We start from the raw sequence: 16,285 nt of genomic DNA, 5'->3' as shown, positions 1-16,285 counted from the left end.
ACAAGTTTTACCGGCGAAAGCACACGGGTTTCATAACCCCGTCGGTGCCTTTCGCAGAAAGGCGGATTATACGAATGAAAAAAAAGCGAGACTTCCGTATCCGGGGGCTCTACTGGCGGCAGATGTTCGTCACCGCCGGCATGGTGATGCTGACACTGATGCTGCTGGGAGCTTCCTTTTTCAGCCTGAGCTACAACTATGCCCGGAACCAGAAGAGCGAGGAGATCGGCAACCGGGCCAGCGTGATGAGCCGGCTGTCCGTCAGCTATCTGGAAAGTGGCCGGTATCTCACCATGGAGGAGCTGCAGGACGACCCCGACTTCCAGCGGCTGGCATCCTTCGCGGCCGCCGTGTCCGACCTGCATTTTATGATCTGCGACAAGGAGGGCCATGTGCTCCTGTCCACGGATCAGTCGCTGGACGGTATGGTGGTCACCATGCCGGAGGCCATGACCCGGGAGATCATGGAAAAGGGCTCCTCCGCCCGCCGGGATAACCTGGGGGGCCTGTATGAGAACAAGCGGTTCGTGGTGGGCGTGCCCGCCGTGAATCCCGAGAGCGGGGAGACGGTGGGCGAGGTGTTCGCCGTGTCCACCACTTCCTCGCTGGACTCCATGTGGAAGGGCTTTATCGGCCTGTTCTTTATGACGGCCCTGGTGGTGCTGATGATCTCCTTTATGGCCTCCTCCGTCACCACCATGCGGCAGATCCAGCCCATCCGGGAAATGGCGGCCGCCACCCGGCAGTACGCCGAGGGGAATTTTGACATCCGCATGAATGACTACGGCCGGGACGACGAGATCGGCGAGCTGGCGGCCTCCTTCAACAACATGGCGGAGAGCCTCCAGCAGACGGAGCGGCAGCGCCGGGAGTTCATCGCCAACATCTCCCATGAGCTGAAAACGCCCATGACCACCATCGCCGGCTATACCGACGGCATCCTGGACGGCACCATCCCGCCGGAGAACGAGCGGCAGTACCTCCAGATCATCTCCGACGAGAGCCGCCGCCTCAGCCGCATGGTCCGGCGGATGCTGGACGTCAGCCAGCTCCAGGCCATCGACCCCCTGAAGGGCGGCAACCACTTCGACATCTGCGAGAGCATGCGCCGGGTGCTGATCTCCATGGAGAAAAAGATCAACGACCGGCATCTGGACGTGGACGCCGATATTCCCGACGAGCCCATCCTGGTCCTGGGCGACAACGACATGATCACCCAGGTCATCTACAATCTGCTGGAAAACGCGGCGAAGTTCGCCCGGGAGGGCTCCACCCTGTATCTGGGCGTGGCCCTCATCGACGGCAAGGCCCGGGTCACGGTGCGGAATATCGGCGATACCATCCCCGCCGAGGAGCTGCCCCTGCTGTTTGAGCGGTTCCACAAGAGCGACAAATCCCGCAGCGAGGACAAGGACGGTGTGGGCCTGGGATTGTACATCGTCAAGACCATCCTGGAGCAGCACCGGGAACATATCAATGTGACCAGCGAGGACGGGGTGACGACGTTCACCTTCTCCCTGGGCACGGAATGAGGAACTATGGAAGAACGTGAGGACAACCGGCGTCTGCCCGGCGAAGTCGTGGAGACTTACAGCCGCCCGGACCCCCGGGAAGTGGTGGAGGTCTATACCCGCCCTCTGCCCGGCATCCTGCGGCAAAAGGCGGCGCCCCCTGCCGGAAAAAAGAAGCGGAAGGGCTTGTGGATCTTCATGGGCTGCCTTGCCGTGGCGGTGGCCTTGTCTGTGACCGCTTTTGCCTGGAGACAGCTGCGAAACTTTGGCCGGGACCGCTTTGGGCAGTATTCCCCCTATGAAGTGGAAACGGAGCCCGGGGACATTACCATCCAAAGCTGGCCCACCGGGCAGGGTGTGAAGCTGGACGTCCTGCGGGACCACGGCGAAGCCCTGACCGCCCAGGAGGTCTACCGGCAGGTGAACCCCTCTGTGGTGCGGGTCATGGTGCAGGTGGGCAGCAAGGCGTCTCTCGGCACCGGCGTCATCTTCACCGAGGACGGCTACATCCTCACCAATTACCATGTGGTGGAGGGCGGCTCCGACTGCTACATCGCGCTGGACACCGGGGCCAGCTATCAGGCCAGCTATGTGGCCGGCGACCCGGTGAACGACCTGGCGGTGCTGAAGGTGGACGCCCGGGGCCTTCCCGCCGCCGAGTTCGGGGACTCCGAGGACCTGGAGGTGGGCGACACGGTGTACGCCATCGGCAACCCCCTGGGCTATGAACTGTGGGGCACCATGACCGACGGCATCGTCTCCGCCGTGGACCGGAATGTGACAGTGGACGGCCGCACCATGACGCTCATCCAGACCAACGCCGCCCTGAACTCCGGCAACTCCGGCGGACCGCTTATCAACGAATACGGCCAGGTGGTGGGCCTGAACGTCATCAAAATGAGCTCCAGCTATTTCAGCATCGAGGGCCTGGGCTTTGCCATTCCCTCCGCCACCATGGACCGGGTGGTGGACGACCTGCTGGCCTCCGGCGAGACCCAGCTCCAGCCGGTCCTGGGCCTGTCCGTCCTGTTGGAAGCCACCCAGCTCTCCGAGACGGAGAGCGGTCTGGAGGTCGTGGAGGTCACGGAGGGCCTGGCGGCGGACCGGGCCGGCGTCCGGGTGGGGGACTATGTGCTGGCCGCCGACGGCTATCCCCTGGAGACCAGCAAGGACCTCCTGTGGGTCCGGCGGCAGAAGCGCATCGGCGATGAACTGACCATGACCCTCTGGCGGGATGGAGAGATTTTAGAAGTCACGCTGTCCCTGCGGGAATCTGTGGAAGAAACCGAATAATAAGCAAGCCTGCCGCGAAAGCGGCAGGCTTGCTTATTTTTGAGGCCAGATCAGGCTGATGCCGGAGAGCAGCAGATAGATGCCGAAGGGCTTGCGCAGAACCGCCACATCCAGCGCGGTAGCGGCCCAGGCCCCCAGCAGGGCGGCGATGACCGCCCAGGGCACGGCACTTTTCAGCGTGGGCTTGTCCAGATAGCCGCCCCGCCAGTGGCACACCAGGGCGCTGGCGGCGGTGGGGAGGAAGAACAGCAGGTTCACGCCCTGGGCGGTCCGCTGGTCCACGCCCAGAAACAGGGTCATCACCAGCAGCAAAAGGGTGCCGCCGCCCACGCCCCAGGCGGAAATGACGCTGGCCCCCAGGCCGCAGAGAAAGGGGAGGAGCCATTCCATCACAGCAGATACTTCACCCCCGCGTAAAAGAGAAAGGCGGCGAACAGCCATTTCAGGAATTTCGTGGAGACTTTGCCGTACAGCTTTCCACCTAAGGCTCCGCCGATAAGCCCGCCGGCCAGGTACGGCAGCGCCGCCGTCAGGGATACGCCGCCCCGCCAGATGTACACGGCGGCGGACACCGCGCACACCGGGAAGATGACGCCTACGCAGGTGGCGTACAGCTTCCGCTGCTCCAGCTTGCCGAACCGGGACAGGATGGGCAGGAACACCATTCCGCCGCCGCCTCCGAACAGCCCGTTGGCCAGTCCCGCCGCCCCTCCGGCGATCCGCGCCGGCCATTTGGATTCCACAGCGCCGCCCCCTCTCCCAAAATTATGTAGGGAACGGCCTGAGCCGTTCCTTCGGGCTTTTATTTCAGCTTAAAGCTCTCGCAGTCGGTGCACTTGATCTCGGTGGGGTTGGTCTCATGGGTGCCGACCTGAATGGCGTCCAGGCCGCAGTAGTTGGAATCCTGGCAATGGTGGGCGCAGTTGTTCACAGTGCACTTGATGCTCTGGTTGGGGGTGCAGTCGCAGCCGCTGTTGGTACAGTCCTTCATCATGGTCAAAGGCCTCCTGATCGAAAGAATTTTGGCTTTCGCCGGTAGATAGTGTGCGCCGCGGCCAAAAAACTATACAAAAAAACAGAGCCGCGAAGCAGCTCTGTTTTTTGAAAAAATTGTATGAAACCGCTCAGATCCCCAGCAGCAGCGTGGCAAACCGGAAGTAGATCAGCAGGGAGATGGAGTCTACGATGGTGGAGATGAAGGGCGAGGCCATGACCGCTGGGTCAAAGCCGATTTTTTCCGCCAGGATGGGCAGGGTACAGCCTACCAGCTTGGCGCACATCACCGTGCCCACCAGGGTGCAGCACACCACCAGCGCCACCATGGGCGTGACGGCGGGATTGTGCATCAGCCAGCGGTCGATCAGCATCATTTTCGCGAAGTTGGCGGCGGCCAGGCAGAGGCCGCAGCAGATGGACACCCGGAATTCCTTCCAGAGCACCTGGAGGGAATCGGAGAACCGCACCTCTCCCAGGGACAGGGCGCGGATGATGGCGGTGGAGGCCTGGGTGCCGCTGTTGCCGCCGGTGCCGGACAGCATGGGCACGAAGGAGGTCAGGATGGCGCAGGACATGAGGGCGTCCTCAAAATGGGTGAGGATGATGCCGGTGAAGGTGGCGGAGAGCATCAAAATCATCAGCCAGGGGGTGCGGGCCTTCCAGGTCTCGAACACGCCGGTTTTCAGATAGGGCTTGTCCGAGGGCAGCATAGCCGCCATCAGCTCGATATCCTCGGTGGTCTCCTCCTCGATAACGTCCATGGCGTCGTCAACGGTGACGATGCCCACCAGACGGTTTTCCGTGTCCACCACCGGCAGGGCCAGGAAGTCGTATTTGCTCAGGGCCTGGGCGGTGGTCTCCTGGTCGTCCAGCGTCTGGACGGAGATGAAGTTCCGCTCCATGATGTCGCCGATGACGTCGTCCTCCTCCGCCAGGAGCAGGGTCCGGATGGACAGCACGCCGATGAGGTGGCGCCCTTCGTCGATGACATAGCAGATGTTGATGGTCTCCTTGTCCGGACCGGTGCGGCGGATGCGCTTGAGGGCGTCCTCAACCGTCATGGTGGCCTTCAGGTCCACGAACTCCGTGGTCATGATGCTGCCGGCGGAGTCGTCGGGATATTTCAAAATCTCATTGATGCTCTTCCGGGTCTCCGGGTCGGAGTGCTGCAGAATGCGCTTGACCACGTTGGCGGGCATTTCCTCCACGATGTCCACGGTATCGTCCAGATACAGCTCGTCCAGCACCTCTTTCAGCTCGGTGTTGGAAAAGCCCCGGATCAGCATTTCCTGCTCGTCGGAGTCCAGCTCCACGAAGACCTCTGCCGCCAGCTCCTTGGGCAGCAGGCGGAATACCAGGGGCAGCCGTTCCTCGTCCAGATCGCCGCAGAGGGAGGCAATATCCGCCGCCTCCAACGGCACCAGCAGGTCCCGCAGCTGGGCATAGCGTTTTCGCTGGATCAGCTCCTCAATCTGCTCCAGCAGCTCCGTCCGTTCATTCTCCAGTTCAAACACAGTGCGGGACCTCCTCTCCTGCGGCAATGTAAAATAAAACCCCCAGCCGTTCCGTCCGGTACGGCTGGGGAAACATCAGCTCCCGCCCCGAAGATGCGCCCCAAAAGAGGCGTCCGCTCTTCCAACCGTTCAAGCTTTAGCTTCACAAGGCGGTGAAATCGCGTTAGATGATACCTTCGTGTTCGATATCACCTGTTCAAACCCTCTCATGATGTCTCCATCACTCCGCGGCAGCGACCCATATCCCTGTGGTAGCCTTACCTACCGGACGCTATCAAGTTTTACCACTTTTCACGTTTATATTATGCTAAATTTTTGGCCCTGTCAACCCGTGGGCGGGGAATTTCGACACCGTGCTTTTCACCCGGAAAACCATCGAACGGATGTTGCATATTTTGGGGCGCTGTGGTATGATAAAAGAAAGCTGAGATTGGAAAAATACCTTGTGGGGACCGGCAATTTCGTGATATAATACAACATTACGAGAATGAACGGGACCGCGGTTCAGGGGGAGGCTTTCCGGTGGGCATCCATGACGGACACAGAGAGAAAATGCGGCAGCGGTTTTTAAAGGGCGGGCTGGATTCCTTCGCGGACCATGAGGCCCTGGAGCTGCTGCTGTACTACGCCATCCCCCGGCGGGACACCAACCCCATCGCCCACGCCCTGATGGAGCGCTATGGCTCTCTGTCCGCCGTCCTCACCGCCCCGGTGGAGGACCTGCAAAAGGTGGAGGGCATCGGCGAGAGCGCCGCGATCCTGCTGAAGCTGGCGCCCCAGCTCTACCGAAAAGCCAAATTGTCCGATGCGGAGCAGGAGACGGTCCTGAGCTCCGTGGAGCGGGTGGGCGCCTACCTGCTGGAGCGGTTCGCGGGGGAGAAGAACGAGGTGGTCTACCAGCTCTGCCTGGACCGCAAGGGCAGGCTCCTGGCCTGCAAAAAGCTGGGGGAGGGCGGCATTGCCTCGGCGGACCTGGACGTCCGCCGCCTGGTGGAGAATGCCATCCTCACCGGCGCCAGCGCCGTCATCCTGTCCCACAACCATCCCAGCGGCGTGGCCCTGCCCTCTCAGGATGACTACGCCGCCACAGACCGGGCAAAGACGGCCCTGAACGTGGTGGGCGTGGCGCTGACGGACCACATCATCGTGGCCGACGGTGATTTTGTATCCATGGCCGATTCGGGCTATCTCACGGATTGATGGAGAACGGTATGCCGAAATTTGAAGTTGTTTCTGAATACCAGCCTTCCGGCGACCAGCCGGAGGCGATCGCGGCTCTGGCGGAGGGCATCGAGAACGGATTGAAGGAGCAGGTGCTGCTGGGCGTCACCGGCTCCGGCAAGACCTTCACCATGGCGAAGGTCATCGAGCGCATCCAGCGCCCCACCCTGGTGCTGGCCCACAACAAGACCCTGGCGGCCCAGCTGTGCGCGGAGTTCAAGGAGTTTTTCCCCAACAACGCCGTGGAGTATTTCGTCTCTTACTACGATTACTACCAGCCCGAGGCCTATATCCCCCACACCGACACCTATATCGCCAAAGACGCCTCCACCAACGACGAGATCGACCGCCTGCGGCTCTCCGCCACCTGCGCCCTGCTGGAGCGGCGGGACGTCATCGTGGTGTCCTCCGTCTCCTGTATCTACGGCTTGGGCGAGCCGGACGACTTTGCCAAGATGGTAGTGTCCCTCCGGGTGGGAGCGGAGTGGGACCGGGACGAGCTGCTGCGCCGTTTGGTTGAAATACGTTATGAGCGGAACGACATCGCCTTTGAGCGGAACATGTTCCGGGTCCGGGGCGACACGGTGGAAATCTACCCCGCCTACTATAAGGATAAGGCGATTCGTGTCGAGCTTTTCGGGGATGAGATCGACCGCATCTCCGAGTTCCATCCCCTCACCGGCGCGGTGAACCGGGTGTTGAACCACATCGCCATCTATCCGGCCAGCCATTACGTCACCACCAAGGACAAGATGGACAAGGCCATCTCCGAGATTCGGCGGGAAATGGAGGAGCAGGTCAAAATTTTTACCGACAACGGCCAGCTGGTGGAGGCCCAGCGCATCCGCCAGCGCACCGAATACGACATGGAGATGATGACGGAGCTGGGCTATTGTTCCGGCATCGAGAACTACTCCCGCATCATTTCCGACCGTTCCGCCGGGTCAGCCCCCATGACCCTGCTGGACTTTTTCCCCGACGATTTCGTGCTGTTCGTGGATGAGAGCCACGTGACGCTGCCCCAGGTGCGGGCCATGTACAACGGCGACCACGCCCGGAAGGACAGCCTGGTGAAATACGGCTTCCGCCTGCCCTGCGCCTACGACAACCGCCCCCTGAAATTCGAGGAGTTCGAGGACCATATCGGCCAGGCCATCTTCGTCTCCGCCACCCCCGGCCCCTACGAGCGGGAGCGGGCGGACCAGGTGGTGGAGCAGGTCATCCGTCCCACCGGCCTGCTGGACCCGAAGGTGGAGGTCCGGCCCGTCACAGGACAAATCGACGACCTGATGGACGAAATTCGTGCCCGAGCCGCGAAGAACGAGCGGGTGCTGGTCACGACCCTGACCAAAAAGATGGCGGAGGATCTGACGGAGTTCTTCAAAAACGCGGGCATCCGGGTGCGGTATATGCACTCCGACGTCCAGACCATCGAGCGGATGGAGATCATCCGGGACCTGCGGCTGGGCGAATTCGACGTACTGGTGGGCATCAACCTCCTGCGGGAGGGTCTGGACCTGCCGGAGGTGTCCCTGGTCGCCATTCTGGACGCCGACAAGGAGGGCTTCCTCCGCTCTGAGACGTCCCTTATCCAGACCATAGGCCGCGCCGCCCGAAACGCCGAGGGCTTAGTGATCATGTATGCCGATGAGATCACGCCCTCCATGCGGGCGGCCATCGATGAGACCGAGCGCCGCCGTACCATTCAGGACAACTTCAACAAGGCCCATGGCATCGTGCCCAAGACCATTATCAAGGGCGTCCGGGAGGTGCTGGAGATTTCCAAAACCGCGGAGGAAGACACCATCCGGGGCCGGAAGAAGCGCAAGCTCAGCCAGCAGGAGCGGGAGGCGGAGATCGCCAAGCTGGAAAAGGAGATGCGGGAAGCCAGCAAAATGTTGGAATTCGAGTACGCGGCGGTGCTGCGTGACCGCATCATCGAATTGAGAGGGGAGAAATAAATGCGTTACGAATGGCTGGATGGTTACCTCCTGTCCCTCCCCGGCGCGGAGAAGGACTACAAGCCCGAGTGGGGCTGGTTCCGCTATATGCTCCGGGGCAAGCTGTTCGCCGCCGTCTGTTCTCCCGGTCCGGAGCACAAGACCTACGGGGGCCACGACCTCATCAACCTGAAATGCGACCCGGCCCGGTCCGAACTGCTCCGGGCCGAATACCCGGACATTCTGCCGGGCTTTTACAGCGACAAGCGCGCTTGGATCGCCTGCTTCCTGGACGGGGAGCTGCCGGACGAGCTTTTGCGCCAGCTCTGTGAAGATTCCCACCGCCTGGTGCTGGAAAAGCTGCCGAAATACGCGCAGCGGGAGATTTTAGCGGCAAGAGAGGATTGAACCTATGGCTTTCAGCAGCATGACCTTCCTGTTCGGCTTCCTTCCGGCGGTGCTGGTGTGTTATTTCCTCCTGCCCACCCGGTGCCGGCGGGGGCGCAATATGGTCCTGCTGCTGTTCTCCCTGGCCTTTTACGCCTGGGGCGGCGTCCGGCTGCTGCCGGCGCTTCTGGCCTCCTGCGTGCTGAACTGGGCGGGGGCATTGCTGGCGGCTCCCGGAAAACGGCACCGCAAAGCGGCCTACGGATGTACGCTGGCTCTGAACGTCACCATGCTGGGGTATTTCAAATACACCGGCTTTCTGGTGACGAACCTGAACGCCCTGGGGGCGGATTTGACTGTTCCCGCCATCGCCCTCCCGGCGGGCATTTCGTTTTTCACCTTTCAGGCCATCGCGTACCTGACGGACGTCTACCGGGGCACCATCCCGGCGGAGCGGAGTCTGGGCCGTGTGACGCTGTTCATGGCGTTCTTCCCCCAGTTGCTCCAGGGGCCCATCCTGCGTTACGGCGAGTTTGCTCCGGCCCTGACGGACCGCCGGGAGACAGTTTCGGATGCCGCTGACGGCGCCGTCCGCTTCTGCTTTGGCCTTGGCAAAAAGGTCCTGCTGGCGGACGCCCTGGGCCAAATCGCAAATGGCGCCTTTGCCGCCGGAGGCCGCCTGACGGTTTCCCTGGCCTGGCTGGGGGCCGTTGCCTATACCCTGCAATTGTACTTCGATTTCTCCGGCTACACGGACATGGCCATTGGCCTGGGCCGGGTGTTCGGCTTCTCCCTGCCGGAGAATTTTGACTATCCCTATGTGAGCAAGTCCGCCTCGGAATTCTGGCGGCGCTGGCACCGGACCCTGTCCTTCTGGTTCCGGGACTATGTGTATATCCCCTTGGGCGGCAGCCGCTGCTCCGTGCCCCGCCAGCTTTTGAATCTGCTGGCGGTGTGGCTGCTGACGGGCCTGTGGCACGGCGCGGCCTGGAACTTCGTGCTGTGGGGCCTTTATTACGCCGCTCTGCTGATGGGCGAAAGATTCCTCTGGGGCAAGGCTCTGGAGCGATTGCCCGCCGCCCTCCGCCACGCCTACGCCCTGGTGCTGGTCACCGTCGGCTGGGTACTGTTCCGTTCCTCCGGCCTGGCCCAGGTGGGGGAGATGCTCTCCGCCATGTTCGGCGCCGCCCCCGGCGGCGTCTGGAGCGGCGAGACGGTCTATTACCTCCGACAGTACGGCTGGGAGCTGCTGGCCGCCATTCCCGCCGCCCTGCCGGTGAAGCGGTGGCTCCAGACGGCTCTGACCCAGCGGCAGCAGCGGGGCAGCGGCTCCGCCGCCGTGACGCTGGCGCTGGCCCCGAAAGTTCTGGCGGCGGTGCTGCTGGCCGCCTCCGTGGTGCGGCTCCTCAGCTCTACCTTTCGTTCCTTCCTGTATTTTCAGTTTTGAGAGGAGGCCCTGACTGTGGATAAATGGCTGAACAGGGCCTTTCTGACGGGCCTTTTGGCGCTGCTGCTGGCCGTGCCTATCGGCACCGCCCTGTGGGGCGCGGAAAAAACCACCGCCTACTATGAAAACCGTACCCTGGCGGAGCGCCCTGCCCTGACCGGGACGTCCCTGTGGGACGGCACTTTCGGCTCCGCCTTTGAAAGCTGGCTCTCCGACCACTTCCCCGGCCGCGCCACCCTTCTGAAAGGCGATACCGCCGTGCAGATGCGGCTCCGCCCGGTGGTGAACGGCGCCGTGCTGGGGGGAGAGGTGCTGCTGCCCTTCCGGGATTACGACACCTGGTCGGCGGAGGAACAATCCGCCCGGGCGGCGGAACGGGGCGAGAAATTTGCCGCCCTGAACGGTTATATCGAAGAAAACGGCGGCACGTTCCTGTTCGTGGGCTTCCCGGAGCAGCGGACGTATTTTGACAGTGAATATCCCGCCTACCTGAACAGCTGCGCCGAGGAGACCGCCTCCGCCAGCCGCCTGTTCCGGGAGGCGCTGGAGGACCGGGGCGTGCCCTTCCTGGACATGGGGGAGGTTTACGACGCCCAGGGCCACCCTGCTTCTTATTACGCAAGCGTTGACCACCACTACACCTGGTACGGCGCCTGGGCTGCCTATCAGGAAATCATGGAAACCCTCCATGCATCCGGCTTTGATCTGCCGGTGCTGACGGAGGACGACCTGGACATCCAAACGCTGCCCAACCCCTGCATCGGCTCCCGGAACCGGAAGCTGTACAACCTCTGGCCCAACGACGACCACATCGTGCTGGGTATCCAGAAAGACCCGGTGGCCTTTGACCGCCGGGACAACGGCCAGCCGTCGGGCACGCCCCTGTTCGTCACGCCGTCCTCTGCGGCGGAGCCAGTCGCCTACGGCGTCTATATGGGCGGCGACTACGGCGAAACGGTGCTGGAGACCCACCGCCCGGAGCTGCCCAAGCTGCTGATTTTCGGGGACTCCTTTACAAACGCTCTGGAAACGCTGCTGTACGCCTCCTTTGACGAGACCCGCAGCCTGGACCTGCGGCACTACCAGGGCGGCAGCCTGAAGGACTATATCGCGGACTACCGGCCGGACGTCGTGCTGTGCGTCCTGAACGATTCCTTTTATTACACCACCGCCGGCAACGGCGCGGTGTGGGAGGACTGAGCATGGAAGAAACAAAAGCCCCGGCAGGGGCGTATGCCAGCATCCTGCTGGCAGCGGCCCTCTGGGGCATCATCGGATTGTGGAACCGCCGGTTGATGGCGGGCGGTTTTTCCCCCACGGACATTGTGGTGGTGCGGAATTTCGGCGGCATGGCGCTGCTGGCGCTCATCTTCGCCGTCAAGGACCGCTCCGTATTCCGCGTGAAGCGGGAGCACTTGAAATACTTCTTCGGCACCGGCGTCATCAGCGTGGTGCTGTTCACCGTCTGCTACTTCTCCTGCCAGAAGGTGTGCTCCCTGGCGGTGGCGTCTATTCTGCTGTATACCGCCCCGTCCTTTGTGGTGCTCCTGTCCGCCCTCTTGTGGAAGGAGCCGGTGACGAAGCGGAAACTGCTGGCCCTGCTGCTGACGCTGGTGGGCTGCGCCCTGGTGTGCGGCGTGTTCTCCGGCGGGCTGACGGTGACGCTGGGCGGCATCCTGCTGGGCCTGGGGGCCGGATTCTTCTACGCGCTGTACAGCATCTTCGCCCCCTACGCCCTGGCCCATTACAGCTCCATGACTGTCACGGTCTGGACCTTCCTGTTCGCGGGGCCCGCGTCCCTGGCGCTGGTGCCCGGCTCCAAAACTTTGGGCCCGGCCCTGTCCCAGCCGGAGATGTGGCTGACGGCGGCGGGACTGGTGGTGTTCTCCACCGTGCTGCCCTACATTTTTTACACAAAGGGCCTGAGCCGGGTGGAGCCGGGGAAGGCCTCCATCATGGCCAGCCTGGAGCCGGTGGTGGCCGCCCTGGCGGGCATCCTGGCCTTCGGCGAGCCGATGAACGCCGCTACTGTCATCGGCATCGTCTGCGTGCTGGCCGGCGTTGTGATCTTGAGGTGAAAAGCATGGCAAAGAAAAAAGAGGAAAAAACAAATGTGATGCGGGTGCTGGAGCAGCAGGGCATCCCCTACACGCCCCATACCTACCCGGCGGACGGCCCTATCGACGGCGTCAGCGTGGCGGGCTTCCTGGGCCAGGATGTGGAGCAGGTGTTCAAAACGCTGGTGACAAAGGGTGCCAGCGGGAGCTATTATGTATTTGATGTCCCGGTTGCGGAAAACCTGGATTTGAAAAAGGCCGCCAAAGCGGTGGGGGAGAAGTCTATCGCCATGATCCACCAAAAGGAGCTGCTGCCCCTGACGGGGTACGTCCACGGCGGCTGCAGCCCGGTGGGCATGAAAAAGCAGTTCCCCACCGTGTTCCATGAGACGGTGGTGCTGTTCGACACCATCTGCGTCTCCGCCGGAAAGATCGGCGCCCAGGTGGAGGTGCCGCCCCAGGCCCTGCTGGACCTGCTGGGAGCGACCACGGCGGACATTGTTGTGGAGTAAACCCCACATTTTGCAAAAAGGAGAACCGTTCACCGATGCAGGATAAAATCATCGTCAAAGGCGCCCGCGCCAACAATCTGAAAAATATTGACGTCACCATCCCCCGGGACAAGCTGGTGGTGATGACGGGACTCTCCGGCTCCGGCAAGTCCTCCCTGGCGTTTGACACCATCTACGCCGAGGGCCAGCGCCGCTACGTGGAGAGCCTCAGCTCCTATGCCCGGATGTTCCTGGGCCAGATGGACAAGCCCGACGTGGACTATATCGAGGGCCTTTCCCCCGCCATCTCCATTGACCAGAAGACCACCAGCAAGAACCCCCGCTCCACCGTGGGCACCGTCACCGAGATTTACGACTACCTCCGCCTGCTGTGGGCCCGGGTGGGCACGCCCCACTGCCCCAAGTGCGGCAAGGAGATCCGCCAGCAGACCATCGACCAGATCATCGACCAGGTGCTCGCCCTCCCTGAGGGCACTCGCATCCAGGTCATGGCCCCCGTCATCCGGGGGAAAAAGGGCGAGCACACCAAGGTGTTCGAGGACGCCAAGCGCTCCGGCTACGTCCGCGTCCGGGCCGATGGCAACCTGTACGAGCTGGACGAGGAGATCAAGCTGGAGAAGAACAAAAAGCACAACATCGAGATCATCGTGGACCGCCTCATCATCCGCCCGGATATTCAGCAGCGGCTGACGGACTCCGTGGAGACGGCCTCCGGACTCTCTGGCGGGCTGGTGGTCATCAACCTCCTGCGGGAGGAAAAAGACCTGGTGTTCTCCCAGAACTACGCCTGTGAGGACTGCGGCATCTCCATCGAGGAGCTGACGCCCCGGATGTTCTCCTTCAACAACCCCTTCGGCGCCTGTCCCACCTGCACGGGCCTGGGCAGCCAGCTGAAGGTGGACCCGGCCCTGGTGGTGCCGGATGGGAAGCTCAGCATTCTGGAGGGCGCTATCCAGGCCAGCGGCTGGGGCAACATCCGCTCCGACGGCATCTCCCGGATGTACTTCGACGCTCTGGCGAAAAAATACCATTTCTCCCTCTCTACCCCCTGGAACGAGCTGACGGAGGAGGTGCGGGACATCATCCTCTACGGCACCAAGGGCGAGAAGCTGGAGCTGCACTACGACCAGCCCCGGGGCAAGGGGGTCCTATACCAGCCCTTTGAGGGTGTCTGCAACAACGTTGAGCGCCGCTATCTGGAGACCCAGTCCGATGCCAGCAAGCGGGAGCTGGAGGAGATGATGGCGGAGTGTCCCTGCCCGGCGTGTAAGGGAATGCGCCTGAAAAAGGAATCTTTGGCCGTCACCGTAGGCAATATGAACATCCACGATTTTACCACGATGTCCGTGGTGGACGAGCTGGCCTGGATGGACAAGCTGGAACTGACGAACCAGCAGCACCTCATTGCCGACCGCATCCTGAAAGAAATTCGCTCCCGGCTGGGCTTTCTGCAGTCCGTGGGCCTGGGCTACCTGACTTTGAGCCGCAGCGCCGGGACCCTCTCCGGCGGCGAGAGCCAGCGCATCCGCCTGGCGACGCAGATCGGCTCCTCCCTGATGGGCGTGCTCTATATCTTGGACGAACCCTCCATCGGTCTCCACCAGCGGGATAACGACAAGCTGCTGGCGACCCTGCGGAACCTGCGGGACATGGGCAACACCCTGCTGGTGGTGGAGCACGACGAGGACACCATGCGCGCCGCCGATTACCTCATCGACATCGGTCCCGGCGCCGGTATCCACGGCGGCGAAGTGGTGGCCGCCGGCACGCCGGAGGAGGTCATGGCGAACCCCAACTCCCTGACGGGCCAGTACCTCTCCGGCAAGAAGAAAATTCCCGTCCCCGCCCAGCGCCGCCCCGGAAACGGAAAGCTCCTGCGGGTCATCGGCGCGGCGGAAAACAATCTCCGCCATGTGGACGTGGACTTCCCCCTGGGGACCTTCACCGTGGTCACCGGCGTTTCCGGCAGCGGCAAGTCCTCTCTGGTGAACGAGATTTTGTTCAAGCGGCTGGGGGCCGACCTGATGCGCATGAAGGTCCACCCCGGCAGGTGTGAGCGGATCGAGGGCATCGAGTACCTGGACAAGGTGGTCAACATCGACCAGAGTCCCATTGGCCGCACGCCCCGGTCCAACCCCGCCACCTATACGGGATTGTTCAACGACATCCGGGACCTGTTCGCCTCCACCCAGGAGGCCAAGAGCCGGGGCTACGGCCCGGGCCGGTTCAGCTTCAACGTCCGGGGCGGCCGGTGCGAGGCCTGCTCCGGCGACGGCGTGCTGAAGATCGAGATGCACTTCCTGCCGGACATCTTCGTCCCCTGCGAGGTCTGCAAGGGCAGGCGGTATAACCGGGAGACCCTGGAAGTCCACTATAAGGGCAAAAACATCGCGGAAGTGCTGGACATGACGGTGGACGAGGCGCTGGAGTTCTTCTCCGCCCTGCCGAAGATCCGCAACAAGCTTCAGACCCTCCAGGACGTGGGTCTGGGCTATGTGAAGCTGGGCCAGCCCTCCACGGAGCTGTCCGGCGGTGAGGCCCAGCGGGTGAAGCTGGCCACGGAGCTTTCTAAGCTGGCCACCGGCAAGACCATCTATATCCTGGACGAGCCCACCACGGGCCTCCACACTGACGATGTGCGCAAGCTCCTGGAAGTCCTCCAGCGGCTGGTGGATAATGGCAACACGGTAGTAGTCATCGAGCACAATCTGGATGTCATCAAATGCGCCGATTGGCTCATCGACCTGGGCCCGGAGGGCGGCGACGGCGGCGGCACGGTCGTTGTCACTGGCACGCCGGAGCAGGTGGCCGCCTGCCCGGAGAGCTACACGGGCCAATATCTGAAAAAAATGCTGCCATGACAGGAGGTCCGCCGTGTTCACACTGGCTATCACCCTTTTGAATACGGCCTTCTGGTTGGCCCTCCACTTCGGCCTTGCGGCAATTTTGACCCATCTGCCGGACGGTATCCAGCGCCGCTGGTTTGACCACCGCCGCCCCCGCTTCCAGGTGGGGGATGGAGAGATGACCTTTTACCGCCGCATCAGTCTGCCCCGCTGGAAGGATCGCCTGCCCCAGTTCAACTGCGACTTCGACAAGCGGCATCTCCGCCGCCAACTATCCGACAACTATCTGGAAGAATTTATTTTCATCACCTGCCGGGCGGAGGTCATCCATGAGGGCATCTTTCTGCTGGGGTGGCTGTCTCTGCTGTCCTGCCTGCTGTGCGGCGACCCGCTGGCGAACCTCCCCTTATTTGCCGCCATCGCCGCCGTGCTGTGTTTTGGGAACCTGCCCTTCGCCATGATCCAGCGGTATAACCGCCGCCGTCTGGAAAAACTATGGAACACCTGCCGGAGGATCGGCAGAATATAAACGACAAAACGCTTAACAAAGAAAGTTGAGGA

The 16,285-nt window shown here is 62.3% G+C and carries 15 protein-coding genes and 1 riboswitch; of the genes, 11 read left to right on the top strand and 4 right to left on the bottom strand.

The annotated features are described in order from the left end of the window. Window positions 1–74: 74 nt before the first annotated feature. Both JQM68_RS10200 and JQM68_RS10195 read left to right on the top strand, forming a co-directional pair. The gene (locus JQM68_RS10200; RefSeq protein WP_235222897.1) at window positions 75–1,532 is read left to right on the top strand and encodes a sensor histidine kinase; all 1,458 of its coding nucleotides are present in this window, start codon (window positions 75–77) and stop codon (window positions 1,530–1,532) included. 6 nt (window positions 1,533–1,538) lie between these two features. Then, window positions 1,539–2,804: a S1C family serine protease gene (locus JQM68_RS10195; protein WP_235222896.1), complete on the top strand. Its 1,266-nt coding sequence runs from the start codon at window positions 1,539–1,541 to the stop codon at window positions 2,802–2,804. A gap of 33 nt (window positions 2,805–2,837) precedes the next feature. Here JQM68_RS10195 and JQM68_RS10190 read toward each other — a convergent pair whose 3' ends face one another. The 4 genes from JQM68_RS10190 to mgtE form a co-directional block, all read right to left on the bottom strand. Continuing rightward, window positions 2,838–3,194, bottom strand: coding sequence for a sulfite exporter TauE/SafE family protein (locus JQM68_RS10190; RefSeq protein ID WP_235222901.1), 357 nt, complete (start codon window positions 3,192–3,194; stop codon window positions 2,838–2,840). Next, window positions 3,194–3,547, bottom strand: a complete 354-nt coding sequence (locus JQM68_RS10185; protein WP_235222895.1) for a TSUP family transporter — start codon at window positions 3,545–3,547, stop codon at window positions 3,194–3,196. Before JQM68_RS10185 ends, JQM68_RS10190 begins: the two co-directional genes overlap by 1 nt. Before the next feature lie 59 nt (window positions 3,548–3,606). Next, window positions 3,607–3,798, bottom strand: coding sequence for a DUF1540 domain-containing protein (locus tag JQM68_RS10180; protein WP_412758470.1), 192 nt, complete (start codon window positions 3,796–3,798; stop codon window positions 3,607–3,609). Window positions 3,799–3,928: 130 nt separating this feature from the next. Next, on the bottom strand, window positions 3,929–5,314 hold the full coding sequence (gene mgtE, locus JQM68_RS10175) for a magnesium transporter (protein ID WP_235222894.1): 1,386 nt from the start codon (window positions 5,312–5,314) through the stop codon (window positions 3,929–3,931). A 113-nt stretch (window positions 5,315–5,427) separates the two neighbouring features. After that, window positions 5,428–5,590: riboswitch (M-box (ykoK) riboswitch) on the bottom strand. Window positions 5,591–5,836: 246 nt separating this feature from the next. Here mgtE and JQM68_RS10170 point away from each other — a divergent pair. Genes JQM68_RS10170 through JQM68_RS10130 form a run of 9 tightly spaced genes read left to right on the top strand, consistent with a single transcriptional unit; the run spans window position 5,837 to window position 16,253 of the window. Continuing rightward, window positions 5,837–6,514, top strand: coding sequence for a JAB domain-containing protein (locus JQM68_RS10170; protein WP_235222893.1), 678 nt, complete (start codon window positions 5,837–5,839; stop codon window positions 6,512–6,514). Window positions 6,515–6,525: 11 nt separating this feature from the next. Further along, entirely contained in the window at window positions 6,526–8,496 is a 1,971-nt protein-coding gene (gene uvrB / locus JQM68_RS10165) for an excinuclease ABC subunit UvrB (protein WP_328283730.1), read from the top strand. Then, entirely contained in the window at window positions 8,497–8,883 is a 387-nt protein-coding gene (locus JQM68_RS10160; RefSeq protein WP_235222891.1) for an MmcQ/YjbR family DNA-binding protein, read from the top strand. 4 nt (window positions 8,884–8,887) lie between these two features. Next, window positions 8,888–10,309 carry an MBOAT family O-acyltransferase gene (locus JQM68_RS10155; RefSeq protein ID WP_235222890.1) on the top strand — a complete coding sequence of 474 codons (1,422 nt, stop codon included), beginning with the start codon at window positions 8,888–8,890 and terminating at the stop codon, window positions 10,307–10,309. 15 nt (window positions 10,310–10,324) lie between these two features. Then, a complete protein-coding gene (locus JQM68_RS10150; protein WP_235222889.1) occupies window positions 10,325–11,509 on the top strand; it encodes an alginate O-acetyltransferase AlgX-related protein in 1,185 nt (394 codons plus the stop codon). 2 nt (window positions 11,510–11,511) lie between these two features. After that, window positions 11,512–12,387, top strand: coding sequence for a DMT family transporter (locus JQM68_RS10145; RefSeq protein WP_235222888.1), 876 nt, complete (start codon window positions 11,512–11,514; stop codon window positions 12,385–12,387). A 5-nt stretch (window positions 12,388–12,392) separates the two neighbouring features. Further along, the gene (gene ybaK / locus JQM68_RS10140; RefSeq protein WP_235222887.1) at window positions 12,393–12,878 is read left to right on the top strand and encodes a Cys-tRNA(Pro) deacylase; all 486 of its coding nucleotides are present in this window, start codon (window positions 12,393–12,395) and stop codon (window positions 12,876–12,878) included. 35 nt (window positions 12,879–12,913) lie between these two features. Further along, window positions 12,914–15,739 carry an excinuclease ABC subunit UvrA gene (gene uvrA / locus JQM68_RS10135; RefSeq protein WP_235222886.1) on the top strand — a complete coding sequence of 942 codons (2,826 nt, stop codon included), beginning with the start codon at window positions 12,914–12,916 and terminating at the stop codon, window positions 15,737–15,739. 13 nt (window positions 15,740–15,752) lie between these two features. Then, on the top strand, window positions 15,753–16,253 hold the full coding sequence (locus JQM68_RS10130; protein ID WP_235222885.1) for a glycosyl-4,4'-diaponeurosporenoate acyltransferase CrtO family protein: 501 nt from the start codon (window positions 15,753–15,755) through the stop codon (window positions 16,251–16,253). Window positions 16,254–16,285 lie beyond the last annotated feature (32 nt).

It is taken from the genome of Oscillibacter valericigenes, from assembly GCF_021531435.1.
Lineage (GTDB): Bacteria > Bacillota > Clostridia > Oscillospirales > Oscillospiraceae > Oscillibacter > Oscillibacter valericigenes_B.
Note: the sequence above shows the minus strand (reverse complement) of the source record. Positions and strands in the feature narration are given on the sequence as shown.

Bases quoted from the DNA above. Each gene is read 5' to 3' on its own strand.
- ybaK (WP_235222887.1), top strand. From the start codon at position 12,393: ATGGCAAAGAAAAAAGAGGAAAAAACAAATGTGATGCGGGTGCTGGAG.
- uvrA (WP_235222886.1), top strand. From the start codon at position 12,914: ATGCAGGATAAAATCATCGTCAAAGGCGCCCGCGCCAACAATCTGAAA.
- JQM68_RS10190 (WP_235222901.1), bottom strand. From the start codon at position 3,194: ATGGAATGGCTCCTCCCCTTTCTCTGCGGCCTGGGGGCCAGCGTCATT.
- JQM68_RS10180 (WP_412758470.1), bottom strand. From the start codon at position 3,798: ATGATGAAGGACTGTACCAACAGCGGCTGCGACTGCACCCCCAACCAG.
- JQM68_RS10160 (WP_235222891.1), top strand. From the start codon at position 8,497: ATGCGTTACGAATGGCTGGATGGTTACCTCCTGTCCCTCCCCGGCGCG.
- JQM68_RS10195 (WP_235222896.1), top strand. From the start codon at position 1,539: ATGGAAGAACGTGAGGACAACCGGCGTCTGCCCGGCGAAGTCGTGGAG.
- uvrB (WP_328283730.1), top strand. From the start codon at position 6,526: ATGCCGAAATTTGAAGTTGTTTCTGAATACCAGCCTTCCGGCGACCAG.
- JQM68_RS10155 (WP_235222890.1), top strand. From the start codon at position 8,888: ATGGCTTTCAGCAGCATGACCTTCCTGTTCGGCTTCCTTCCGGCGGTG.
- JQM68_RS10200 (WP_235222897.1), top strand. From the start codon at position 75: ATGAAAAAAAAGCGAGACTTCCGTATCCGGGGGCTCTACTGGCGGCAG.
- JQM68_RS10145 (WP_235222888.1), top strand. From the start codon at position 11,512: ATGGAAGAAACAAAAGCCCCGGCAGGGGCGTATGCCAGCATCCTGCTG.